The organism is Breznakia sp. PFB1-19, assembly GCF_029893935.1.
GTDB classification, from domain to species: Bacteria; Bacillota_I; Bacilli_A; order Erysipelotrichales; family Erysipelotrichaceae; genus Breznakia; species Breznakia blatticola.
Genome location: NZ_JARXXJ010000017.1, coordinates 1 through 25694 on the forward strand (window position 1 = coordinate 1; position 25694 = coordinate 25694).

The window sequence follows — 25694 nt, forward strand, 5'->3', positions numbered from 1 at the left end:
ATTGAAGTTTTTATAGAGGATTCACCTCTAAACTAAGACAATCACCTATTTATATGCCAATATCATTCTTTACTTGACATATGATAGTTTGTCTAGTTATTTCTTAACAATCACAAAGTCAATCTGCTTACGCATCTTGCTAGCATCTTCGACTTTAATTAAGACTTTTTGTCCCATTTTATAAATTATACCACTTGTTTCTCCAACTAATGCTTTTGCATTTTGATCATAGTGATAATAATCATCTTCTAAACTTGTAATATGTACAAGTCCTTCCACTGTATTTTCCAATTCCACGAATAATCCAAAACGCGTAACTGAAGATATCACACCATGGAACTTTTTACCAATATAACGTTCCATGTATTCACATTTTTTCATATCATCCACATCACGTTCTGCTTCAATCGCATTACGTTCCATTTTCGATGTATGTTCACTTGCTTCATCTAAGAATGCTTCGTCTTTTTCGATCTGTTTAAGATCAGTTGTCGCCTTAAAGTAGTAACGTTTCAGCATTCGGTGGACAAGTAAATCCGGATAGCGTCGAATCGGAGACGTAAAGTGTGTATACTCTTTTAATCCCAAACCAAAGTGTCCCAAATTGACCATATCGTAACGTGCTTTTTGCATACTACGAAGCATATACGTACTTAACACATCAAAATTTTCATTCCCTTTTGCTTGCACTAATAAATCTTGCAATTGCTTTGGATAGATATTTTGTGGGTCGGCTTTTAATGGATATCCTAATGCACTACTTAAGTTAGCAAATTCGCGAATCTTCTTAGGATCTGGATTTTCATGCACGCGATACATACTTGGCATTTGCATATGCTTTGTATGCGAGGCAATACATTCATTTGCGGCAATCATAAAGTCTTCAATCATGCGTTCTGCATCACCGCGTTCACGTAATACGATATCTTTGACTCTTCCTTTTGCATCTACAAGGATTTTGCTTTCCTTCTTATCAAAATCGATTTCTCCAAGTTTTGCTTTACGCTTTTGTAGGATCTTAGATAATTCCAATCCTAATGTAATCATCTCTTGTACATCTTTATACTTGCGTGTGACTTTAAGATCACCTGCAAGTATTTTATTTACATCAGTATACGTCATTCGATGACTACTTTTAATTACACTCGGTACGATACGATAATCAACAACTTCACCTACTAGGTTGATTTCCATCACACAGCTCATCGTTAATCGATCCACTTTCTCTTGCAAACTACATACCCCATTACTTAATAGTTGAGGCAACATTGGCACAACACGGTCTACAACATATACACTTGTTGAACGTTTATATGCTTCTTTATCGACAAGTGAACCTTCTGTTACATAATGCGATACATCGGCAATATGCACTTGTAGTTCATAATTACGACCTTTCTTTTTGATGTGGATTGCATCATCTAAATCTTTTGCATCTTCCCCATCAATGGTAATAATACACTTATCTCGAAAGTCTTCACGACCTTCTATTTGGTCAACTTCAACTGTTTCTGGGATTTGTTGGGCTGCATCAAGCACGGCTTTGGGAAAGACTGGCTCAATATCATGCTCAAGTAAAATCGATAAGATATCCACTCCTGGATCATACTTGTATCCAAGAATTTGTAGAATGCGAATGTGCATCGTTTTTCCATACTTTTCAATGAATACTTGTACTTTTGTGTCATTGACCATTTTAAAGGCATCTTTATTCACAATCTTGAATTTTTGTTCAGGCATTGGTGTATCTGGTAAAAACCACATCCGACCATCCTTTTTCTTAATGACACCTACTAACGTGTTCTTATTGCGTGAAATGACTTTGATAATTTCACATTCCACACGACCTTCATTGTCTTGATGAATTCGAGCTAACACCTCATCTCCATCCATAATATTCTTCACTTCATAACGGTTTGCATACACACTTGTGTCTTCATTTTCCACAAACCCAAATCCTTTTGGATTCTTTCGTAATATACCTACAAAATATCCAAGTCGTTCCAAAGGAAAATAACGGTCTTTTTCATCAGTAATGATGATGTATTCATTTTCCAGTGAATTCAATGCTTTTAGTAAAGCTGTAAAGTCTTCGCTACTCTCTACATGGAAAGCACGTTTAAAGTCCTCTACATTCATCCCTTTATACTTTTGGCTTTGCACCGTATCCAGGATCATGTTCATATATTCCATATATTTTCCTCCTTTCTATGAAATAAAAAAAGACCAATAGGTCTTTCTATATTCTAATCGCAATAACTACTAGAAGATTCTAATCGCAATAACTAACATAAAGAAAATAATACCCATTACAAGCGTAATTCTGGCTATTACCTTCTCAGGTCCACGTTCTTTCACATTTGCAAATAGGTTCAAACCATCTCCACCTGTAAAAGCACCACTAATTCCATCAGACTTTCCACTTTGTAATAACGAAAGGACGATAATAGCTCCAGAAACTATCATTAATAATACATCTAACATTTTATACATCCTCCTTTCATATGCCTTACAATTTTAGCATATAATTTAACGTATTTCAATAGGCAAGTTGTGAAACGCATTTTTGCCACCTATAAAGAAAACGACCACCGAAGTGATCGTCTCTATTGATGAATGTAAATTATTTCTTAATGTTGTAGAAAGCGTCCATTCCTGGGTAAACAGCGATGTCGTTTTCTCCACGGTCGTTAAGTTCATCGTTAATACGTAATAATTGGTTGTATTTCGCGATACGGTCTGTACGTGACATAGAACCAGTTTTAATTTGTCCAGCGTTTAATCCAACTGCGATATCAGCGATTGTTGAATCTTCTGTTTCTCCTGAACGGTGAGAAACTACACAAGTGTATCCAGCTTTCTTAGCCATTTCGATAGCGTCGAAAGTTTCTGTTAAAGTACCAATTTGGTTAACTTTGATTAGGATTGAGTTAGCAATTCCTTTTTCGATTCCTTCTTTTAAGATTTTAGGGTTTGTAACGAATAAGTCATCTCCAACTAATTGGATTTTGTTTCCAAGACGGTCAGTTAATTTTTTCCATCCGTCCCAGTCGTTTTCTCCTAAACCATCTTCGATTGAAACGATTGGGTATTTTTCTACCCATTCAGCATACATATCGATCATTTCGTCAGTAGTTCTTGTACCTTGACCTGATTTAGCTAAATCGTAGTTTTTAGTTTCTGCATTGTAGAATTCAGATGCAGCAACGTCCATTGCGATGCAAATGTCTTTTCCTGGAACGTATCCAGCAGCTTCAATAGCAGCAACGATTAATTGTAATGGTTCTTCGTTTCCATCTTTACAGCTAGGTGCGAATCCACCTTCGTCTCCAACGTTTGTGTTGTATCCTTTAGCTTTTAATACACCACGTAATTTGTGGAACGTTTCAGCTCCCATACGTAATGCTTCTTTGATGTCTTTAGCACCAACTGGCATAATCATGAATTCTTGGAAGTCTACAGTTGAATCTGCGTGAGATCCACCGTTTACTACGTTCATCATTGGAACTGGTAAAGTTTTTCCATTGAATCCACCGAAGTATTTGAATAAAGGCATTCCGTAGTAATCAGCAGCAGCGATTGCAGCAGCCATTGATACACCAAGGATAGCGTTAGCTCCAAATTTTGATTTGTCAGGTGTTCCATCTAATTCGATCATTGTTTTATCGATCATTGCTTGGTCAGTTACGTCTAATCCGATAACTGCTTCAGCGATAATATCGTTTACGTTAGCAACGGCTTTTGTTACACCTTTTCCATCGAAACGAGTTTTGTCTCCATCGCGAAGTTCTAAAGCTTCTCTTTCTCCTGTAGATGCTCCTGAAGGTACCATTGCACGTCCATATGCACCAGATTGTGTAGTTAATTCAACTTCTACAGTTGGGTTACCACGAGAATCGATTACTTCTCTCGCGAAAACATCAATAATAATTGGCATTTTGTAAATTCCTCCTTGTGTTTTGCACGTGATTATTGTAACACAAAGGATTCTTTATGGAAAGGTAAATGAAATCATTTTCCAAATAATAGTTATTTTTTTCACAAAAAGAAATCAATTCCTTCCTAAAATCATCAAAACACGTGTATTTATGCGTTTAATTACATATTTTATAAAGAAAAAGCAAGACGAATCTTGCTTATAGTTTTGTATCATCAATTGTATCGTAATACTGTGAAATCTTATCCATTACATCAGCTAAACATCCTTCTGAGAATGGGTCTTTTAGGTTTGCTTTTGCGACAATTTGTCTAAATGGTAAAGTACCACCTAACTTACAAATTTCATAGTAATCTGCAAATGCATTTGCATCTTTATTTTGTAGGCGTAGCCAGAATTGTAAAGCAACTACTTGTGCCAATGTGTAATCTACATAATAGAATGGATCAGAGAAAATATGCGCTTGTCTAAACCACCATGTTCCTTTGTCTAAGAATGGAATATCACTATAGTCTTTATGTGGTAAATATTGTTTTTCCAATTTTCTCCATGTCGTTTTTCTTTCAGCTGGCGTCATTTCTGGATTTGCATATACTTCATGTTGGAAGTGATCCACAGTAATTCCATAAGGTAAGAATTTTATAGCACCGCCTAAATGTGTATAGTAGTATTTTTCTACATCTTCTTCAAAGAATTTAGGCATCCAAGGCCATGCAAAGAATTCCATACTCATTGAATGAATTTCCGCGCTTTCATACGTTGGCCAAATACAATCACTAGGTTTAATATTTCTAGATGAATACACTTGGAATGCATGTCCAGCTTCATGAGTTAAAACATCTACATCTCCAGCAGTTCCATTAAAGTTACTAAAGATAAATGGACTTGCATAATCGGAGATAAACGTACAGTATCCACCACCACGTTTTCCAGGTTTTGCCACTAGATCAAGTAATTCATTGTTTACCATGTAATCAAAGAATTCACCAGTTGGCTCACTCAATTCATGATACATATTTTGTGCGATTTTCACCATTTGATCTTTATCATATTTTGGTGTTGGGTTTCCCGTTGTAAATTCATATCCATTGTTGTAAACCGCAAGTGTATCCACACCTAAACGTTTCTTCTGTGCATCATATAAACGTGTAGCTACAGGCACAACATCGCTAAGAATTTGTTTACGGTACGTTGCAACATCATCCGCATTATAATCAAAACGATTCATACGTACATATCCAAGTTCAATAAAATTATTGAATCCTAATTCTTTGGCAATCTTTGTACGAACTTTCACCAATCGATCATAGATATCATCAATTTCACTCTCGTGTTCTTCCATGTAGCCCCAGTATGCTTTATGCGCACCTTCACGTGTTGCAACATCTGGATCATCCATCTTTCCACCTAAGCTTGCAAGTGTATATGTTTCACCTTCAAATTCAATTTGTGCTTTTGCAATTAGTTTCTCATATTCACTAACTAAACGATTTTCTTCTTGTAGGTCACCTACAACTTTTTCATCATATGACTTTAATGCATTCTCTGCTTTCCAAAAATAGGTCATCGGAACATCTTTTTCTAGTTCTGAACGAAATGGACTATCTAATACAATTTTACTAATCTTAGAGCTAATCCCCATTAAAATTGGAATATGCTCATCCCAAAATGTGTTTTCTGCATCATAAAATGCATCAGTTGTGTCAATGGTATGACGAACATGCATTAATGAATACATACTTTCTGCATGAGATAAAACTTCATCTGCTTTATCAAATGCTGTTTTAAATACCTCATATGTATCTGCATGTTTTAGTTGTTCGACAAGTTTGTCAATTTCACTTTTTAACGTATCAAAATTCGTACGTTCATATTTGTAATCCTTAAATTTCATACATTTCACCTCTATGTTCCATTATACTCAATTTTATAGTTGATTTATACAAACTTGCAAAAGAATTGAAAAAAGACTACAGCGAACTGTAGTCTATCCAAACATCCATAAAAATAATTGAATGATAATAAAGAAAAAGAATATAACAGCTAAGACAACAGGAATGATGACACTTGCTGCTGCAATCAAGATGGCTAGAAAGTCACCTTTTTCAAGGTTGGCTTGCTTTCCTTCTTGAATATCTTTCTTTTTTAAGATGTCTCTAATCTTCGGTTTTGACATTAAATTCACCTGCGAAATGACATTTTACAAAGTGATCTGGAGCGACTTCTTTTTCCGCTGGATCAGTTTGCTTACAAATATCTTTTGCAAATGGACAACGAGGATGGAATTTACATCCACTTGGCAAGTTTACGTTACTTGGAATTTCCCCTTTAATCATCGACATTTCCAAATGTTCATTTGGATCTGGCTTAGGAATCGCTGCCATTAATGACATTGTGTATGGGTGTTGTGGATTGTTGAAGATTTGATCTTTATCAGCAATTTCCACAATACTTCCTAAGTACATAACTCCAACACGATCACTGATGTGTTTTACAACACTCAAGTCATGTGAAATAAAGATATAAGAAATCTTTTGTTCTTCTTGTAAATCCATCATTAAGTTCAAGATTTGTGATTGAATCGATACGTCAAGCGCACTAACTGGTTCATCACAAATAATGAATGTTGGATCAAGTGCTAATGAACGTGCAATCCCAATACGTTGACGTTGTCCACCAGAAAATTGGTGAGGGTAACGATAACAGTAGTAAGGTGGAAGCCCACATTTTTTCATTAGTTCAAGAACGTGTTCTTTTAGTTCATTTCCACGTTTAAAGTATCCGTGAGCTACTAAAGGTTCACTAAGAATATTGTAAATATTCATTCTTGGGTTTAATGAAGAATATGGATCTTGGAAAATAAATTGCATATCTTCACGAAGTTTACGCATTTCTTTTCTTGATTTTGCCAGTACATTTTCACCTTTGAAAATAACTTCTCCACTTGTTGGTTCATGAAGACGGATAATCGCACGACCTAGCGTAGATTTCCCACATCCTGATTCACCTACAAGTCCTAACGTTTCACCTTCGTACAGTCTGAAGCTTACACCATCAACCGCTTTTACGAATTGTTTATTGAAACGTCCTTTTCCAACAGGGAAATGTTTTGTTAAGTTCTTAACTTCCAAAATGACTTTTTTGCCATTTGGTCCAACTTGAACATCTTTAACTTGTTCGCTCATTATTTCCCCTCCTTCTTATTTAAATCAACATCTTCATATAAGAAACAACTTACATGGTGACGTGATTTGATTTTACATGTTGGAGGTTGTGATTCACGACATTTATCCATTACATTTGGACAACGGTCTGCGAAGTAACATCCTTTTGGTAAATATAAAGAGTTTGGTACAGAACCTTCGATCGTTGCTAAACGACCTCCTTCTGTATTAAGTGAAGGCATACTTGCCATTAACCCTTTTGTATATGGGTGTTTAGGGTTTGCAAACAATTCCTTAACTGGAGCTGTTTCCACTACTTTCCCTGCATACATAACGTTAACGTTATCTGCCATTTGCGCAACAACCCCAAGGTCATGCGTAATTAACATAATTGAAGTTCCAAGTTTCTTTTTCAAATCATTCATCAATGAAAGAATTTGTGCTTGGATTGTAACATCTAATGCCGTTGTTGGCTCATCAGCAATCAACAGTTTTGGGTTACATGCAAGAGCCATCGCGATCATTACACGTTGACGCATTCCCCCAGACAGTTGGTGAGGATAGTCCGTTACAACTTTTTCAGGACGTGCAATACCAACAAGTGTTAGCATTTCAACAGCACGTGCCTTAGCTTCTTCTTTTGTTACATCTTCGTGAAGCAATACAGCTTCCATAATTTGATCCCCAATTTTAAATACTGGGTTCAGTGAAGTCATTGGTTCTTGGAAAATCATTGAAATTTCATTTCCACGAATGTCACGAATTTCTTCATCAGACATTCCTACCATGTTTTTTCCTTCGTATTCGACAATACTTCCATCTACAATTTTCCCTGGTTCATCAACTAAACCAAGAATAGACATTGCAGTTACACTTTTTCCACATCCAGATTCACCAACGATTGCTAGTGTTTCGTTTTCATACATACGGAAGTTGTTTCCATCAACTGCCTTTGAAACTCCTTTTTCTGTGTAGAAATATACTTTTAGATCTCTAACATCTAATAATTTCTTGTTTCTAACTAATTCTGCCATCATACACCTCTATCGTACATCTTTAGGATCAAGCGCGTCACGTAGACCCTCTCCAACTAGGTTAATGGAAATAACCGTTAAGAAACACATAACACCTGCTGGCATCCATGTCCAAGGCATGTTTTGGAAACGTGAAATATCACGTGCAAGTTGCATTAAGTTTCCCCATGTCGGTGTTGGTTCTGTAACTCCCATCCCTAAGAATGATAGTCCAGCTTCTGTTAAGATTGCACTTGCCATCGATAATGTAGCATTTACAATTACAATTGATAGTACGTTTGGAATCAAGTGTTTAAAGATTTTTGAGAAATCGCTTAACCCTAATGATTCACAAGCTTGCATAAATTCTTGTTCACGAAGTGATAAGATTTGCCCACGTACCAAACGCGCAAGCGTTGGCCATGATAATAACCCAATCAAGAATGAAACAACAATCATTTTAATATTACCTTCTACCCACATCATCGTAGCTCCTAAGGCAATGATCATTGGTGTAAATGGTAGTGAATAAATAATTTCAGTAAAACGCATCAATAAGTTGTCAATTAGACCACCATAGTATCCTGCTGCTCCACCAATAATTACCCCTAATAATACAGTAATTACAGCTGATACAACCCCTACTAAGATTGAAATACGTCCCCCTAGCAACAAACGGAATAGAACATCACGTCCTTGTTCATCTGTTCCTAATAAGTGTGATAAACTTGGTCCTTGCCCTTTAGCAGCGAAATCGAAATCGTTAACGCTTTGTCCCATAATAATCGGTCCAAAAATAACCGCAAGTACAATAATCACAAATAAAATAAGTCCTGCCATCGCAATTTTGTTTTTCTTAAATTTGTTCCACGCGATTCGCCACGGTCCAAGGACTTCTTGATCTTCTTCTCTTACAACCACATTTGGTTCAATAACTTGATCTTTACTCATATGTCCCCCTTTACTCCGTTTTGATTCGTGGATCGACCACAGAATATAATACATCAGATAATAAGTTACCTAATAACATCAATACAGCAGAGAATAATAACACAGCTGTTGTAACACTTAAGTCACGTGAGTTAATAGCTTCAATTAAAATCCATCCTAAACCTGGCCACAAGAAAACAGTTTCCAAAATCATTGCCCCACTGAATAGTGAAGGAATGTATGAACCAAGTAAAGTAACTAAAGGAATGAGGGCATTCTTAAAGGCATGACGGTAAATCACGACTTTTTCTTTCAATCCTTTCGCACGTGCTGTACGAATGTAATCTTGATTAATTACATCAATCATCGCATTACGAACATATCTCGACAACGATGAAAAACTACCAAACGCAAGTACAATCACTGGAATTACCATGTGACTTGCAACATCGGCTATATTTGCAAAAATATTTGGATATCCAAAGGCTGCTTGAATTGGATCACGCATACCGTTCATTGGTAATAATCCAAGTTGCAACGATAAGAAGAATACGAGAACTAACCCAAAGAAAAAGGTTGGTACTGATATTCCAAATAAAGAGAATACGGTCCAAAAGTTATCAAATTTGGAGTATTTCTTTGTTGCCTGTTTGATTCCAATAGGAATAGAAATCAAAACTGCTAAAATAAGTGAAATTACATTTAATAAGAATGTATTCCAAATGTATTCACCAATTAATTCAGTAACTGGTTTTTTGTATTTAATTGACTCACCTAAGTCACCTTGTACTAAACGTCCTGCCCAACGAATGTATTGTTCGGGCATACTACCATTTAACCCTAACTGTTCGCGAATTACTTCTTTTTGTTCAGGCGTAACTTTCGACCCCATACCTAAATATGCATTAACAGGATCCCCTGGCATACTTCGGACGGTCGCAAAAATCAATATTGAAATGATGAATATAACAGGAATCATATTCAACAAACGTTTCAATATGTACTTTATCATAATAACCTCCTTTATGTTTCAATTTTAAATATACGCATTCCTTATTATAACAAAAACAGGAAAATAGGGAAAGATATTCTTTCCCCATTTTATCGTTTTCTAAATTCTAAACCTTATTTCATTTTTGCATCTTTTAATGCAGCAGTCCAGTTGTAGAATGTGTTAGTTTTAAATCCTTCAATTTTTTCACCGTTGTACATATCGAAGTATGTGTTTCCATATACTGGAACTTTAACACAAAGTTCTCCAAGTTTAACAGCGATTTTGTTGTACACTTCTTTTTGTGCATCTTCATCTAATGTACGAAGAGCTTCATCAAGTAATGCATCTAATTCAGGATCGTTAATTCTTGAAAGGTTATCTCCACCGTTTTTAGCTTCACTTGAGTGGAAAGATGAGAATACATCAACTTCAGTAGTTGTCCATGATGTTGCCATGAAGAAGATGTTCCATTCTTCCAATGCATCATCACTGTATACTTTGTCTAATAATGTGTTGAAGTCAACAGTTGCGATTTTTACATCAGCTCCCATTTCTCCCCAGTTCTTTTGCCACATAGGGATAATGTTAGAAAGAATATCGTGATCTTTCATTGTTAACGCTTTAATTTCTAAACGTTGTCCATCTTTCACACGGATTCCGTCTGCTCCACGAACCCATCCAGCTTCATCTAATACTTGGTTTGCTTTATCTAAATCATATGCAAAACCATCTAATCCTTCGATTTCTTCAGTACCACGTACGATATCTCCCATGATTGATCCTGGGTTTGCATACATTTGAGGAACGTAAGCACCTACACCATCAATTCCTTCACATTCTGGACATTCGTAGTAAGAATCCACAAATGCTTGACGGTCAAATCCATACATCATAGCTTTACGCACTGCTACATCACTAGTTACACCTGAAACAGTGTTCATTTCAACATATCCCATACCTGCACGTGGGTAAATAGAGAATTCTACGAAGTCAGTTGCAGAAGCAGGTCCAACTTTTTTAGGTTCGATCATACCTGCAAGCATATCTACTGATTTGTTTTTTAATTCTGTCCAGTCAGTTGTCATTTCTACTGGTTTAATAATTACTTTAGCGATTTCGAATCCTTCACCCCAGTAACTTTCGCTCTTTTCGAATACAGCACCTGTTGCAGCATCCCAAGATTTCATTACGTAAGGTCCAGTTCCGTTTGGTTCACCCATAGCATCTTTAACTGCTTTAACATCACCGAATGCATAATCAGCAAAGTCTTCAGCGTTAACGATTGCTTGTTTAGCAACTGTTAATAAGTTATCTGAACGTGCTTCAGTAAATGTAAATTGGACTTCTGTATCAGAAACAACTTTAATTCCTGTGAAGTCTTCTAATTTACCAGAACCACCTTCATATTTTTTAGTATCTGGGTTCATTACCCCACGGTAAGCGTCAAGTCCTTCTAAGTAAAGAACTTTTGCTGAGTAACGTCCATCGTATGATGGGTCTGCTAATACTTGGAAAGTAAATGCAACGTCATCTGCAGTTAATGGATCACCATTAGAGAATTTAATGTCTTTTTGTAATTTAAACGTAATTGTTTTTCCATCTTCGCTAATTGTTGGTTCTTCTTTAGCTAATTCTGGAACTAATACGTCATCTTTGTCATAATCCATTAATGAATCATAAGCTAAGTCTACAACGTATCCATCGTAACTACTTGCATAGTATAGTGGAGAGAATGTCCCTGTTAATTTCTCTGCTCCCATCACAAATGTGTCTGAGCTTTCTGATGATGATCCTCCACACGCAACAAGCGTAATCATCATCGCGAAACAAGATAATAATGTTAATACTTTTTTCACTTTGTTCAAGCCTCCTCTTTATATAATTCCTTGAATGATACTATTTTACAATGTTTTTGAAAGTAATACAACACAATTACGTAATAAGTTTCATTTTTTACATCAATTAATGTAAATTTTTTCAATGTTTGCAAATTATAACATTATGTAATTATTTATGATAAAGTATTTACAGAGGTGATAACATATGAATTTAGAGACATTAAGAAACAACTATGAAGCTTACAAAAATAAAGTTGCTGCATATGGACTTGCACAGAATTCCATTCATTTTGATTTAGCAACTAGCGCACCAGAAGATGGAAAACCATATCTTGGAGAAATGAGTTCTATTCTATCAGGAGAGATTTTTAGTTACATTACAGATGCACAAAATGTAAAGATGATTGAAGACTTGCGCGATGCAACAGATGATCCATTAGAAAAACAAGAATGTGAACTGCGTTTACGCGATTTATACAATACAGTAAAAATACCAAAGGACATTTACATTGATTATCAACTAGAACTTGCAAAAAGCCAACGCATTTGGGAAGAAGCAAAAGAAACAGATAACTGGCCACTATTTAAAGATGAACTTGTGACTGTTATTAATAAAACAAAGAAATTACACGAATACTATAATATAGAAGGAAGTGTTTATGACTTTATGCTTGATCAATTCCAAATTGGAATGAACACCAAGAAATACGATGCTTTTTTCCAAACCATCAAAGATGAACTTGTTCCTTTTATTAAAAAGTTAAAAGAAACTACACAAATTGATGATGCTCCATTATTTGGATCATTTCCAAGTGAGAAGCAAGCACAATTTACTGAAATCTTAAAAGAAACACTAGCGATGGATCCTAAGAAAATCTACATTACCGAAAGTATCCATCCATTTACAAGTTTCTTTTCTAGCCAAGATGCACGATTCACAACACGATACCATGAAAACAGCTTAATGAGTGCAATCTTATCAACTATCCATGAATATGGACATGCACTATATGTATTGCAAGTAAACCCTGCATATGAAAGAACTACATTCTTTAGTTCTATTGGATTTGCCATGCATGAAAGTCAATCACGTTTACTAGAAAACCATGTAGGACGTGCAAAAGGATTCTGGCAACTAAATTATCCAAGTTTACAAGCATTATTTAATGAGGATCTAAAAGATGTAACATTTGATGCGTTCATGAAAATGATCAACAAAGCAAATCCTAGTTTAATCCGTATTGAAGCAGATGAACTTACATACCCTTTACATATTCTCATTCGTTATGAACTTGAAAAGATGATTTTCAATGAAGATATCGATTTAGATAACCTTGATGTATTATGGGCTGATAAATATGAAGAGTATTTAGGTGTTCGTCCAAGCAATGCAAGTGAAGGTATCTTACAAGATATGCACTGGTCGGCTGCATACTTTGGATACTTCCCTACATATGCTTTAGGTAGTGCGTTTGCTGCACAGTTCTACAACCAAATGGAAAAAGACTTTGATGTACAAGAAACAATTGCACAAGGCAACTTTACAAAAGTACAAGATTGGTTAGCTACAAATATTCACCAATATGGTGCAAGCAAAACAAGTGATGAAATTATCCAAGAAGTATGTGGTGAACCATTTGATGCACACTACTATACAGACTACTTAATCAAGAAATTTAGTAAGCTATATAATATATAAAAAAGGAGCGACACATGAGAAAGATTGAATTACGCGATTTCTTAGATTTTAAACATCTAAGTCAATTGAAAGTAAAAGATAAAAATGCGATCTATGTTGAAACAGTAATGAACGCTGATGACAACGTGTACGAAAGCGATCTTTATCAAATTAGTGAGATCACGATCAAAACTGGAGACAATACGTTGTATCACACAGGTGATAGCAAACGTAGACGTCTAACAAATTCCAAAGATGTTAGCAACTTCATCTACACGGATAAAGATACCATTCTATTTGCAAGTATGCGTGATCCTAAAGATAAAGAACGCGCAAAAAACGGTGAAAGTTTCACAAGCTTTTATGAATTACACACAAAAGGTGGAGAAGCAACAAAAGCTTTTGAAATACCTTTTCCAGTAAGCGATATTAAATTCATTGATAGTAATACATATATCGTAAATGTAAGTTATGACTTGCGTTATGCACCTATGTTAGAAGATGGCAAAAAAGAAGAAGTAGCAAAAGCAAAGAATGCCAACAAAGACTGGGAAGAACTAACAAAAATCCCATTTGTTCAAAACGGTGGTGAGTATATTGGATACACTGTATCACGTTTATATCTATATACACGCGATACAAACAAACTTACAGCAATCACAAATACATATGAAAATGCCTATATCTTAGATGTCTCTAAAGATAAAGAAAAAGTACTCTTCGCTACAAGCAAAGACGCTGCAAAACCAAGTATGAAAGAAGGCTTGAGCCAAGTAAACCTTAAAGACTTAAGTGTTGAAGAACTCGTGAAGGAAAGTGAATACAGTATTGCAACTGCATTCTATCGTAGTCATGACATCCTTGTTCTTGCCAATAAGGAAACACCTTACGGAATTAACGAGAACGCAAAATTCTTCAGCTATGCTAATGAAACAATGACCCTTCTTTCAAATCCAGATCGTGCATTTGGAAACAGTGTAGGAAGTGATGTTCGCTATGGTGGTGGATTCAACATGAAAATGTTGAACGATACACTGTATATTCTTTCTACAGAAACATGCACATGTAACTTATACAAGTTAACAGCAGACAATCACTTTGAAGAGGTACTAGATGTTGATGGAAGTATTGATGCATTTGATACAGAAGATGGTCAAGATTTCTATTACATTGGACTTATTGAGCAAAACCTACAAGAAATCTACAAAAATAAAAAAGCAATCACACACATCAACACAACACTTGATGATGCATACGTTGCTACACCTGAAATCGTAACGTATAAAAATGAAGATTATGATATGGTAGGTTATGTCTTATTACCAAAAGATTATGATCCTGCTAAATCATATCCTGCTATTTTAGATATTCATGGTGGTCCAAAAACCGTCTATGGAAAAGTATATTACCATGAAATGCAAGTATGGGCTAACCAAGGATATTTCGTCTTCTTTACAAACCCAAGAGGAAGTGATGGTCGTGGAAATGATTTCATGGATATCTTTGGTAAATATGGAACAATTGATTACGAGGATTTAATGGTTTTCACAGATGTGGTACTAAAAAAGTATCCTGCCATCGATACAAATCGTTTAGGTGTAACTGGCGGAAGTTATGGTGGGTTTATGACCAACTGGATTATTACTCACACGGATCGATTCAAAGTTGCAGCAACCCAACGTTGTATTTCTAACTGGGTAAGTTTCTATGGAACAAGTGATATCGGTTTCTACTTTGCACCTGACCAAAACAAGGGAGATATCTTTAGTGATAAGGGAATTGCCAAACTATGGGAACACTCTCCACTAAAATATATCAGCAATGTAAAAACACCAACTTTGATTATTCACAGTGATAAAGATTACCGTTGTCCACTTGAACAAGCAGAACAATTATTTACTGCATTAAAAGTTCTTGGTGTAGAAAGTAAAATGGTTGTCTTCCATGGCGATAACCATGACTTATCACGTTCAGGAAAAATCCAAAGCCGTATAAAACGTCTATCTGAAATTACAGATTGGATGAACGCACATCTATAAACCTAGAGACCGCAAGGTCTCTTTTCATTTGTCTTACTAACTGTTTTATAAACATCGGCATATAATAAAACTAAGGATATTTATAAAATAAAGGAGGAATTATAAATGAAGAAACGTTATGAAGGTGATTGTACAACCATCCTTGTTGGAAAGAAAGCAAGTATTGATGGTTCAACTATGATTGCCCGTAATGAAGATGGACATGAAGCAATCGGTCCAAAACAATTTATTTTAGTTAAACCTGAGGATCAACCAAAACACTACAAAGCTATCTTAAGTAAATTAGAACTTGATTTACCAGATAACCCACTACCTTATACATGTATGCCCGATGCAACAAGAGAAAGAGGAATTTGGGGAGAAGCGGGAATCAATAGCAAAAATGTTGCAATGAGTGCAACCGAAACAATTACTACCAATGCCCGTATCTTGGCAGCTGACCCATATGTTGAAGATGGCTTTGGTGAAGAAGATATTTTCACACTAGTTCTACCATATATCCATAGTGCAAAAGAAGGAATCTTACGTATGGCCAAACTACTTGAAACGTATGGAACCTATGAACCAAATGGTATTGCCTTTAGTGATGCCGATGAAATATGGTGGATTGAAACCATCGGTGGACATAACTGGGCAGCGATTCGCGTACCTGATGATTCCTACATAGTGGCAAGTAATCGATTTGGAATTGATCAATTTGACTTTAATAGTCCAGACTGCATGTATTCCAAAGGATTACCTAAACTTATTGATGACTACAAATTAAATCCATTACCTAATGGACCACTAAACTTACGTAAAATCTTTGGTAGTTATCTTACAAAAGATCACCACTACAACAACCCTCGGGTTTGGTATGTACAACGCTATTTCAATCCAAAGATTGAACAAGACCCACAAGATGGAGACATTCCATTTGTGCGCAAAGCAGATCAATTGATAACACCAGAAGATATCAAATTCTTACTGAGTTCGCATTATGAAGACACACCATTTGACCCATACGATTTAGCTAGTCCAAATCGTCGTTTATTCCGCCCAATCGGAATCAATCGAAACCACTGTGCCCATATACTACAAATTCGTAACGATGTACCTAGTGAACTTGTTGGATTGCATTGGGTAGGATTTGGACCAAACAGTTTTAACAGTTTTGTGCCTTTCTATAGTAATGTAAGTGAAACACCAAGCCGCTACAAGGATACAACTGGAACTTGTGATATGAATAATATGTACTGGTTAAGTTGTAACCTCGCCTTATTAGGTGATGCAAATTATGACTTATACAAAGACAGTCATACGAAATATTTACTTGATGCGACTGCAAGTTATCGCAAACGCATTCAAGATGCAGATAAAGAAGCAATGAATATGGATGATGTTCAAGCATACTTAGAAACAGTGAATCGCGAGCAATCTGAAGATTCCTATGATCGTGCAAATGCACTACTTCAAGAAATGATGGAAGTAGGAACTACACACATGATTCTTCGCTATACACAAGGCGATTAAAACCTTCTTAATAACACACAAAAGCACATCGCGTAGATTTCACGTGATGTGCTTTTTTTGACTATGTCAAAATTATTAAAAAAAGTAATTGAGTTGATCTTTAGTAAATAGAAAATTTTCACTAAAAGGATTAATCACAAATCCACCATATGCTTCATTACTTTTGACCGCATTCACATACTGGTCAAAGGAAATAGTTGTGTATTGCACAGTAGGTTGCCAATTTGTTAATTCCTTTACACTTGTGAACGCCGTTAGTAAACGTATTCCACTTTGGTCAGAAATCGTACAGTACACAAGTTTGGCATTTGGATCAATTGGTCCATCACTATCGATAGGATCACTCCCATCCGGATTAAGCAATTTCACTGGAATAAAGTACACTGCCTTTGCAGCATCTCCTAATACTGTATAGAAATTTGCTCTATTTTTTTCATCATTCCATTCTCGTAAACTCTGAACTAACTTTTCATTATGTATCGCTTCTTTATCGCTCATTATTTTCCTCCTATTATAAACATTAATATCCTCTAATCATTCCCACTTTCAAGCTTTACCTTGTTTTGCAATCCTATTATTTTATATCACTCAATAAGTCATGATACGCTTCATTTTCTTGTAAGAATTCAAAACTATCAATATCTGTAAAGTTTTCAATCAGCATATCTTTAACTTTCAATAAATGATTGGCATCAATTTCTTTAAAATTCATATGCTTGTATAATTTTTGCTTTGTAAATTGATCCATATGTGTGACACTATCCAACATTCCTTGCATGATTTCGATGCACTTTTGTTCATCCTTTTTCACGATAGCAAGTTCCAACTGACAAGATAGTTCATAGTATGTTCCCATTTCAAACACTTTAGCAAGTTCCACTTGTTTGTTCACATACACTTGTGCAAGATCATAATCTTTAGCTTCCATAGCAAGTATATATAAATCCTGAACATATGCATTTGTGCTTTGATACGATTGAAATACAAGTTCTTCTAGCTTGCGATATGCTTCTTCAGTTTCACCTGTTTTGGCGCATAACTGGGCTTCTTTTCGCTTGCGTTCTAAAGGGTTGGATTCAAAGTATGATATATATTCTTTTGCCTTTTCGTAATTTTCTGTTTGATATGCATGTTGATACAACATATTTGCAGCTTGTTGCACAATCTCTAGGTTTGTACTGTGTAGTAATCCTTCTAAGTGCTCAAGTATGAAAGCAGTATATGAATCAACATCTTCATGTTGTAAAAGATACGAGTAAAAAATAATACAAACAGAAAGGATAAATTTTTCGCTTCTTGGATATGTCTGAAATTGCTTTTGTATCCAATCGAAAATATCATTTAATTCGTCATTTTCCATCATCGTTTCCAATGTACGAAGTAAATCACGAATTTCTATATCACTTAAATCCTCTTTATAGTCCAACAGTGTATCTATGTCAATTTCTAGTAGTCTAGCGATTGATGCCAAAAGTGTGATATCTGGTAAACTATGTCCATTTTCCCATTTATTAACCGCAGGTGCACTAACACCTAATCGTTTTGCCATTTCTTCTTGCGTAAGACTTTTTTCTTTTCGATACGTTCGTATAACTGTTCCTATATTCATAATATCCACCTTTACTACTTTTATCTTACACATCTGTACTTAATTACGCAATTTCCTATTTGTTAACTTTACATCAAATTTCTTAACTATAAGTTACATTTCGTATCAAAAAAACAGCTTACAATATCAACTCGATATTATATGATGACTATATGATTGGCTCTTACTTTACAGAATTTAATTGATATAAACGATTTTTATTTTCCCCTACCGGTGATAAAACACCAAGTTCTATCAATTTATGTATGTAACGCCTTGTTGTTACAGCTGGCCTCCCACTTAAAAGAGAAGACTTAGTATTTGATATACTTCCATGTTTCAACAAATAAGACTTAATACTGTAAAAAAACTCTATTTCTTTCTCATTCATCTGTTCTAAAATGTCTAAGCTCAAAATATCAGCTCCCATTTTTTCAGTCACTGTGTTTTCAAACGTAGATATAGTTTTATAAATCATCTCCAGCATAAATTCAATAAATTCCGTAGAATCAAAATCTTTACACCCTACCTGAAGTACATTATAGTAGCGTTGCTGATTTTCATAAACAATAGTTTCTACTGGTATCCATTCAAAGACTTTATGCCATTTTGACAATAGCAGATTTTGCCATAAACGGCCCATACGCCCATTCCCATCCGCAAACGGATGAATCATTTCAATCTCAAAATGAATAACACAACTTTTTATCAAATCAGGAATTGTATCCATTCTTGCCCATTCAAACAAATCTTGGATATGACTATACACGAATTGGGGACGAGTTCCAATGTGTACTACATTTCCGTCATGGTCATACACACCAACATCACTAGTTCGAAACTTACCACTTTCTTTGATAAGTTCTTTAGTCATCAATTTATGAGACTTTAAAAAATCATCAATCAAATACGGATCCATATTAAAAACTAACTCATATGCTTCATAGGCGTTTTGAACTTCCTTAATATCTTTTGGTGCACCAAGAACACGTTTTCCTGCTATTATATCCGTCATTTGTTCAAGAGTAAGAGTATTGTTTTCAATTGCCAAAGAAGATTGAATTGAACGAATGCGATTTTCTTTTCTAAGATGAAGATTTCGCTCTTGTACAATTTCTAGACGAGTTATTTCTTCTGTGATATCTACAATTAAATTCAGCATTCCATTTGTAATAGTAAACTTCGGTTTCATTATTCATCCTTTCATTCGATAGTTATCAATCATATTTTATCATTTATCTATCACTTTATCTATCACTTTATCTATCACTTTATCTATCACTATCCGGTATAATCTAAAAGTCATCCCAGCACTGAGATGACTTTTCTGTTAATAAAACTTTTTGAATCGATAAATTAGTTTTCCTGCAATATACATAAGTAGTGTATATATTGGCAAAACGATATAAATATACGGCCATCCAAAAGATGATGTACCTTGCAAGTTATGAATCGGATTACTATAAGCAAACGGATTGATGACATTCATTTTCTCTAGTGTTCCTATTGGACATATTACATGTCCAATAACTACAATTGCCATAAATACTAAGCATCCAATCAACCGATTATTGATAAGTGTATTGATGAAAACAAATAACATATAGGTAAATGCTACATAGCAAATCACTGCTGCAACCAATAATAAATTGAATTGCCATAGTGGTAGTAAATCCGAACTCAATGCTGGTTTTTGATTGTAATAATCATAACGTTCTGGTGAATACTCACTTAATCCATAGTGTAATGTTTTTGAATCAATTTCACCAGAATAGTATAAATCCTCTAATAAATCACTCGTATTTGTGACAACGTTGACACTCATCGTATCTCTAGTTCTCATGATCATTGGATAGGATGTATATGCTCCATGATCACTTACAAACAGTATTCCTGCAATTAATATAACCGGAATAAAAACCATAAGTAAACTACTCGATAATCCCGAAATAATCTTTCCATCATAGCTTAATGTTCTTCGTTTTGGTTGAATCAATATGGATTTTAATGTTCCTTGTTTTCTATCTTTATCAAACAAGTTAAAGAACATCAACATAATAAGTACAGGTACTGCAATTTGAATACTATTTGATACAAGTTGATATAATACGGTCGAACTATTGACACTGTATGGAGTTAAATCGCGTATTTCCAGTCGATTTAATGTATCCGTATATCGAAGGATAAATTGAAATGTATAGAAGTTATTTTCATAGTATCCAAATCCAGCATTGGCATTACGAATATCTTCTTTGTAGTCATCCAAAGCAAGTCGAACATCTTTCATTCCATGCGCAGCAGCGATTTTATTCACTTCTGCAATTTGATATGAATAATCCATATCACTCATTTTTGGGATTCTTTGGTATTCGTAAAGTGTTTGAAAAATAAATTCCTTCATATTCATTTCACCGAGCACTTCATAATCAATTTCTTTATTCTTGATCATTGTTTGGATATGTTCAATTTCACCATCTAGAAAATCATTAATGACTTTTTGTGATTTTGTTAGTTGAACAATTTCTCCATATTCATCATAAATCCCTATATCATTTTTAAAAAGATAAAAATCCATTTCTTTTTGGATCAATAAATCACTGAGTACTTCATCTATATTTTCATCTTTTTGTATGTTTCCATTTGTTTGTTGTTGCACAATGTCCATGATTTCATCATTCATCATGCGTTTTTGATCTTCATTTTTTAACTCGACAATCGTAAATACGTATACAAGTAACACAAATACTAAAGCGATAATGAACTTCTTACTTTTTATAATGCGTTTGCATTCATAGAAAAAATACGTTTTCATACACGTGCACCTCGCTTATCAAATACTTGGAAATTTCCAAAGTCTTTTCGTTTTAACATCCAGATATTTGCAAAGACGAATACTGCAATATGTATGCATGCACATGCCACAACAAGTAAAATCGAAACTTGATTGATTTGTGCAATGAAAATATCACCAAACACGAATAAGTATGGGAAAATGTAATATAAGATTGGCTCTGTAACATTCAACAAACGCATAAACACCAAAATCACAAGTACAATTCCTGTTGCGATCATCGCATTTTCGAAAAACGAAAGGAGTGTTGTAATACAAGCAACTAGTGCATTAAACGAAAGAATTGCTAATACTGATGTTCCTATTGCATAAAGTAAATATGTGGATGTCGGAATAATTTCCGTACGATTGATGATCTGCGGATAGCCAAAATTACCAAGTCCACCAATAATTGATGCAACTGTAAATCCAATAAGTGCACACACTGCAATCATCACAATCATACAAATGGTATGAAAGATAAAACGTGAGATCGCTAATCGTGTTCTTGATATAGGAGCACCCATTAATAGTTTATACGTTTCATTGTCATTTTCGATGGTATAAGCATACACCATGTGAAATGCAAACAAGCAAAAGATAATAAATAAACTATATCCTTTAAACATATTCACTAAAAAGTTTGCACCATTTATTTCATTTGGACTATCGTATTCTGTCATTTGATGATCCTTTAAATATTGATAAAAATACCCTTGAGCTTTCAACTCTGTTTGGACGCGATCTAATGTACCTACACTACCTTCTTCAAATAGTTCTTGTTTCAGTGCATTGGTTTTTAAACGAGTATCTACCCAACGTTCTTTTTCACTGTAACGAGTTGGTTCATAGTCATACATCAACGGGACAAACACCATTTGAAACTCTTCTTCTAACACAAAATATGCATCATTATATTTATCATAGGTTTCCTTTACCTTTGCATACTCTTCATCTTGATGCCACAATAATGGATCAATTCCTTCTACTTTGAACATTTGTTCCATATCAATAATTGTTGCAATAGCAGAATCAGATAAATTCGCAACACTTGTTCGATACGGGCGTAAATCTAACAGTAACTGTCGATCATATTCCTTTGTCTGTTGATTGGCTTGCATCATATTGTAACCAAATAAACAAAGAATCGCTAAAAACAGTGCAATTATCCGTTTACTTGCCGCAAACTTACGAAATTCATAGGCAAAGATATTAGCTCTCTTCATGATAAATATCCTTATACATCGTTTCAACACTTTGTTCAATCTTCGTAATTTCTAGTATTTCAATTTGCGCATCTTGAAGTGCACGTAATAAAGTATCAAGAGTTATATCTTTAATCTCCACTGTATATGCTTGAAATAAATCGTGATATTGATAATTTAGACCTAACTGCGTAAACACTTCATGTGCTTTCTTACTTACTTTTACTTGATATGAAATCTTTTGTGATTGCTCATAAGTTGATGCATCTACCATTGATCCATCTTTAATAAAGATGACACGATCGGCAATTTTCTCAATATCTGATAGTGTGTGACATGAAAAAAGAAAGCCAACCTCTTCTGTTTGGGCAATTTCTTTTACCATACTTAATAAATCTAAAATGCCTGAAGGATCTAGCCCATTCGTTGGTTCATCTAACATAATAAGTTTAGGTTTACTCATTAGTGCGATTGCAAGTGCCACACGTTGCTTCATCCCCATTGAGTATTGACCAACCTTTCGATTGATGTGTTTTCCTAGTTTTGTCATGTCAATCATTTCTTGTACGCGTTCTTTACTCACGCCACGAAGTGAAGCAAATAATTTAATATTATCTTTTCCACTCAGTTCAGGATATAGTGCGGGACCTTCGATAAATGAAGATTGCTCACTTAATGCAGCAATTCGATCTTTTTGAATATCATGTCCATGAATCAAAATTTGTCCTTGATGAAACTCTGTTAAACCTGCAATACATTTCATTGTCGTACTTTTTCCTGTTCCATTTGGACCAACAAACCCTACAATTTCATGAAGAGCTACATGGAAGTTGACATCATGTAAAATATCACGACTCCCATATTTTTTGTGTAATTCTTTTACTTCTAATACATTCATACATTCTTCCTCTTTTCGAAATTGACACACTTACTTATCTATAATCATACACAAAAAAATAATGACACGCAAAAAAACGTCCAGGATACCCCAGACGTTTCTAAGTAATATAACTATTTTACTTTTGACATGATGTCATTGAATGAATCTTCTTTTAAAGAAGCTCCACCAATTAATGCACCATCAATATCAGGACAAGCCATGTATTCAACAATGTTTTCTGGTTTTACAGATCCACCGTATTGAATACGTACTTTTTCAGCTGCTTCATCTCCGTACATAACTTTAACTTGGTCACGTACGATTGCACAACAGTTTTGTGCATCTTCTTTCGTTGCTGATTTACCAGTTCCGATTGCCCAGATTGGTTCGTAAGCGATAACCATGTTAGATACACAGTTTGCGCAAAGATTTGCTAATGATCCAGTTAATTGTTCACGGATCACTTTTTCTGTTTCTCCAGCATCGTATTGTGCTTCAGTTTCACCGATACATAAGATTGGTGTCATATCGTTGTCGATTAATTTTTTCGCTTTTTTGTTTACTGTTTCATCAGTATCTCCGAACATTTCTCTTCTTTCAGAGTGTCCGATGATACAGTGCGTAATACCGATTTCTTTTAACATTGGAACACTTACTTCTCCAGTGAATGCACCATTATCTTCAAAGTGACAGTTTTCCGCAGCAACAATTAAGTTTTTTGCAAGTTTGTTAGCTTCGTTTAAAGCTAAGAATGATGTAGCAACTCCAAAGTCTGCTCCATCGTGTGCGTTAGCATCACATGCTTGAATAAAAGCAGTTGCTTCCGCGATTGTTTTGTTCATTTTCCAGTTTCCAACAATAATAGGTTTTCTAGCCATGATATCTCCTTATTTATCAGAAATTACCGCAATACCAGGTAATTCTTTTCCTTCCATGTATTCTAATGATGCCCCTCCACCTGTTGAGATGTGAGAGAATTTGTCAGCAAATCCTAATTGGATTGCAGCAGCAGCACTATCACCACCACCAATAACAGTAGTAGCCCCTGGAAGTTCAGAGATTGCTGTACATACTGCTAAAGTTCCTTTAGCAAATGGTTCCATTTCGAATACACCCATAGGTCCATTCCAAACAACTGTTTTTGCACCTTTAAGTGTTTCTTCAAATAATGCGATTGATTTAGGTCCAATATCTAGTCCCATCCATCCTTCAGGAATATTTCCTTCGATTACTTGTGTGTTTGCATCAGCAGCAAATTTGTCAGCACATACACTGTCAACAGGTAATACAAGTTTGTCTCCAGCTTTTGCTAAGTATTCTTTGGCTAATTCAATTTTATCTTCTTCTACTAATGAGTTACCAACTTCAATTCCTTGTGCTTTAAGGAATGTGTAAGCCATACCTCCACCAACAATAACTTTGTCAGCTTTTTTAAGTAAGTTTTCAACTACCATGATTTTATCAGATACTTTTGCTCCCCCAATGATAGCAACAAATGGGTGAACTGGGTTATCTACTGCTTTACCAAGCATATCTACTTCTTTTTCTACTAAGAATCCTAATGCGTTTGGTAAAATTGAAGGGATTCCTACTGTTGAAGCATGTGCACGGTGAACAGAACCAAATGCGTTTTCAACAAATAAGTCTCCTAAGCTTGCCCAGTATTTAGACAATTCAGGATCATTTTTTGTTTCTCCTGCTTCGTAACGAGTGTTTTGCATAAGTAATACGTCACCATCTTTTAAGTTAGCAACCATATCTTCTAATTCTGCACCACGAGTTACTGGACAGAATGTAACATTAACTCCAGGCAATTTTTTTGCTAAGTCAGCAGCAACAACTTCTAATGAGTTTTTTGCTTTGTCTTCTTCAGTTTTAATTTTTCCTAAGTGAGACATTAAGATAACTTTCGCTTTATTATCAATTAGGTATTGAATTGTAGGTAATGCTTGTACAATTCGGTTGTCATCAGTGATTACTCCATCTTTTCTAGGAACGTTGAAATCACAACGACAAATGACGCGCTTTCCAGCTACATCTAAATCTTTAACAGTTCTTTTTGCCATAATAGCCTCCTATTTCGTAA

At 35.0% G+C, this 25694-nt stretch carries 21 protein-coding genes; 3 read left to right on the forward strand and 18 right to left on the reverse strand.

The window, feature by feature from the left end; genetic code table 11:
• Nucleotides 1-96: 96 nt before the first annotated feature.
• The 10 genes from rnr to M2098_RS08450 all read right to left on the reverse strand — a co-directional run bounded on the left by rnr (nt 97) and on the right by M2098_RS08450 (nt 11894).
• Nucleotides 97-2193, reverse strand: a complete 2097-nt coding sequence (gene rnr, locus M2098_RS08405; protein ID WP_280683562.1) for a ribonuclease R — start codon at nt 2191-2193, stop codon at nt 97-99.
• 69 nt (nt 2194-2262) lie between these two features.
• Entirely contained in the window at nt 2263-2484 is a 222-nt protein-coding gene (gene secG, locus M2098_RS08410) for a preprotein translocase subunit SecG (protein WP_134170231.1), read from the reverse strand.
• Nucleotides 2485-2623: 139 nt separating this feature from the next.
• Nucleotides 2624-3937 (reverse strand): phosphopyruvate hydratase, encoded by a 1314-nt coding sequence (gene eno / locus M2098_RS08415; RefSeq protein ID WP_134170248.1) that lies wholly within the window; start codon nt 3935-3937, stop codon nt 2624-2626.
• A 199-nt stretch (nt 3938-4136) separates the two neighbouring features.
• Nucleotides 4137-5831, reverse strand: a complete 1695-nt coding sequence (locus M2098_RS08420) for a M3 family oligoendopeptidase (RefSeq protein WP_280683564.1) — start codon at nt 5829-5831, stop codon at nt 4137-4139.
• Between the two features lie 93 nt (nt 5832-5924).
• A complete protein-coding gene (locus M2098_RS08425) occupies nt 5925-6113 on the reverse strand; it encodes a hypothetical protein (protein ID WP_280683566.1) in 189 nt (62 codons plus the stop codon).
• The gene (locus tag M2098_RS08430; protein ID WP_280683568.1) at nt 6094-7122 is read right to left on the reverse strand and encodes a dipeptide ABC transporter ATP-binding protein; all 1029 of its coding nucleotides are present in this window, start codon (nt 7120-7122) and stop codon (nt 6094-6096) included. Before M2098_RS08430 ends, M2098_RS08425 begins: the two co-directional genes overlap by 20 nt.
• A complete protein-coding gene (locus M2098_RS08435; protein ID WP_134170256.1) occupies nt 7122-8135 on the reverse strand; it encodes an ABC transporter ATP-binding protein in 1014 nt (337 codons plus the stop codon). The genes M2098_RS08430 and M2098_RS08435 overlap by 1 nt, the downstream gene beginning before the upstream one ends.
• Nucleotides 8136-8144: 9 nt before the next feature.
• A complete protein-coding gene (gene opp4C / locus M2098_RS08440; RefSeq protein ID WP_280683571.1) occupies nt 8145-9065 on the reverse strand; it encodes an oligopeptide ABC transporter permease in 921 nt (306 codons plus the stop codon).
• Nucleotides 9066-9075: 10 nt separating this feature from the next.
• Nucleotides 9076-10056: an ABC transporter permease gene (locus M2098_RS08445; RefSeq protein WP_280683573.1), complete on the reverse strand. Its 981-nt coding sequence runs from the start codon at nt 10054-10056 to the stop codon at nt 9076-9078.
• A gap of 113 nt (nt 10057-10169) precedes the next feature.
• Nucleotides 10170-11894, reverse strand: coding sequence for an ABC transporter substrate-binding protein (locus M2098_RS08450; protein WP_280683575.1), 1725 nt, complete (start codon nt 11892-11894; stop codon nt 10170-10172).
• Nucleotides 11895-12081: 187 nt separating this feature from the next.
• Here M2098_RS08450 and M2098_RS08455 point away from each other — a divergent pair, with 187 nt between their 5' ends.
• From M2098_RS08455 to M2098_RS08465, 3 genes are all read left to right on the forward strand, one after another.
• A complete protein-coding gene (locus M2098_RS08455) occupies nt 12082-13575 on the forward strand; it encodes a carboxypeptidase M32 (RefSeq protein ID WP_280683577.1) in 1494 nt (497 codons plus the stop codon).
• Nucleotides 13576-13589: 14 nt separating this feature from the next.
• Nucleotides 13590-15593 (forward strand): S9 family peptidase, encoded by a 2004-nt coding sequence (locus M2098_RS08460; protein ID WP_280683579.1) that lies wholly within the window; start codon nt 13590-13592, stop codon nt 15591-15593.
• 105 nt (nt 15594-15698) lie between these two features.
• Nucleotides 15699-17105: a C69 family dipeptidase gene (locus M2098_RS08465; protein WP_280683581.1), complete on the forward strand. Its 1407-nt coding sequence runs from the start codon at nt 15699-15701 to the stop codon at nt 17103-17105.
• A 75-nt stretch (nt 17106-17180) separates the two neighbouring features.
• Here M2098_RS08465 and M2098_RS08470 read toward each other — a convergent pair whose 3' ends face one another.
• The 8 genes from M2098_RS08470 to M2098_RS08505 all read right to left on the reverse strand — a co-directional run bounded on the left by M2098_RS08470 (nt 17181) and on the right by M2098_RS08505 (nt 25674).
• Entirely contained in the window at nt 17181-17603 is a 423-nt protein-coding gene (locus M2098_RS08470) for an SseB family protein (protein ID WP_280683583.1), read from the reverse strand.
• A gap of 76 nt (nt 17604-17679) precedes the next feature.
• Complete coding sequence (locus tag M2098_RS08475) at nt 17680-18714, reverse strand: helix-turn-helix transcriptional regulator (RefSeq protein ID WP_280683585.1); 1035 nt, start codon at nt 18712-18714, stop codon at nt 17680-17682.
• 163 nt (nt 18715-18877) lie between these two features.
• On the reverse strand, nt 18878-19885 hold the full coding sequence (locus M2098_RS08480) for a Fic family protein (RefSeq protein WP_280683587.1): 1008 nt from the start codon (nt 19883-19885) through the stop codon (nt 18878-18880).
• Nucleotides 19886-20023: 138 nt separating this feature from the next.
• The gene (locus M2098_RS08485; protein WP_280683589.1) at nt 20024-21505 is read right to left on the reverse strand and encodes an ABC transporter permease subunit; all 1482 of its coding nucleotides are present in this window, start codon (nt 21503-21505) and stop codon (nt 20024-20026) included.
• Nucleotides 21502-22749: an ABC transporter permease subunit gene (locus tag M2098_RS08490; RefSeq protein ID WP_280683591.1), complete on the reverse strand. Its 1248-nt coding sequence runs from the start codon at nt 22747-22749 to the stop codon at nt 21502-21504. The genes M2098_RS08485 and M2098_RS08490 overlap by 4 nt, the downstream gene beginning before the upstream one ends.
• Complete coding sequence (locus M2098_RS08495; RefSeq protein ID WP_280683593.1) at nt 22736-23626, reverse strand: ABC transporter ATP-binding protein; 891 nt, start codon at nt 23624-23626, stop codon at nt 22736-22738. The genes M2098_RS08490 and M2098_RS08495 overlap by 14 nt, the downstream gene beginning before the upstream one ends.
• A 113-nt stretch (nt 23627-23739) precedes the next feature.
• The gene (tpiA, locus tag M2098_RS08500; protein ID WP_280683595.1) at nt 23740-24486 is read right to left on the reverse strand and encodes a triose-phosphate isomerase; all 747 of its coding nucleotides are present in this window, start codon (nt 24484-24486) and stop codon (nt 23740-23742) included.
• Between the two features lie 9 nt (nt 24487-24495).
• On the reverse strand, nt 24496-25674 hold the full coding sequence (locus tag M2098_RS08505; protein ID WP_134169834.1) for a phosphoglycerate kinase: 1179 nt from the start codon (nt 25672-25674) through the stop codon (nt 24496-24498).
• Nucleotides 25675-25694 lie beyond the last annotated feature (20 nt).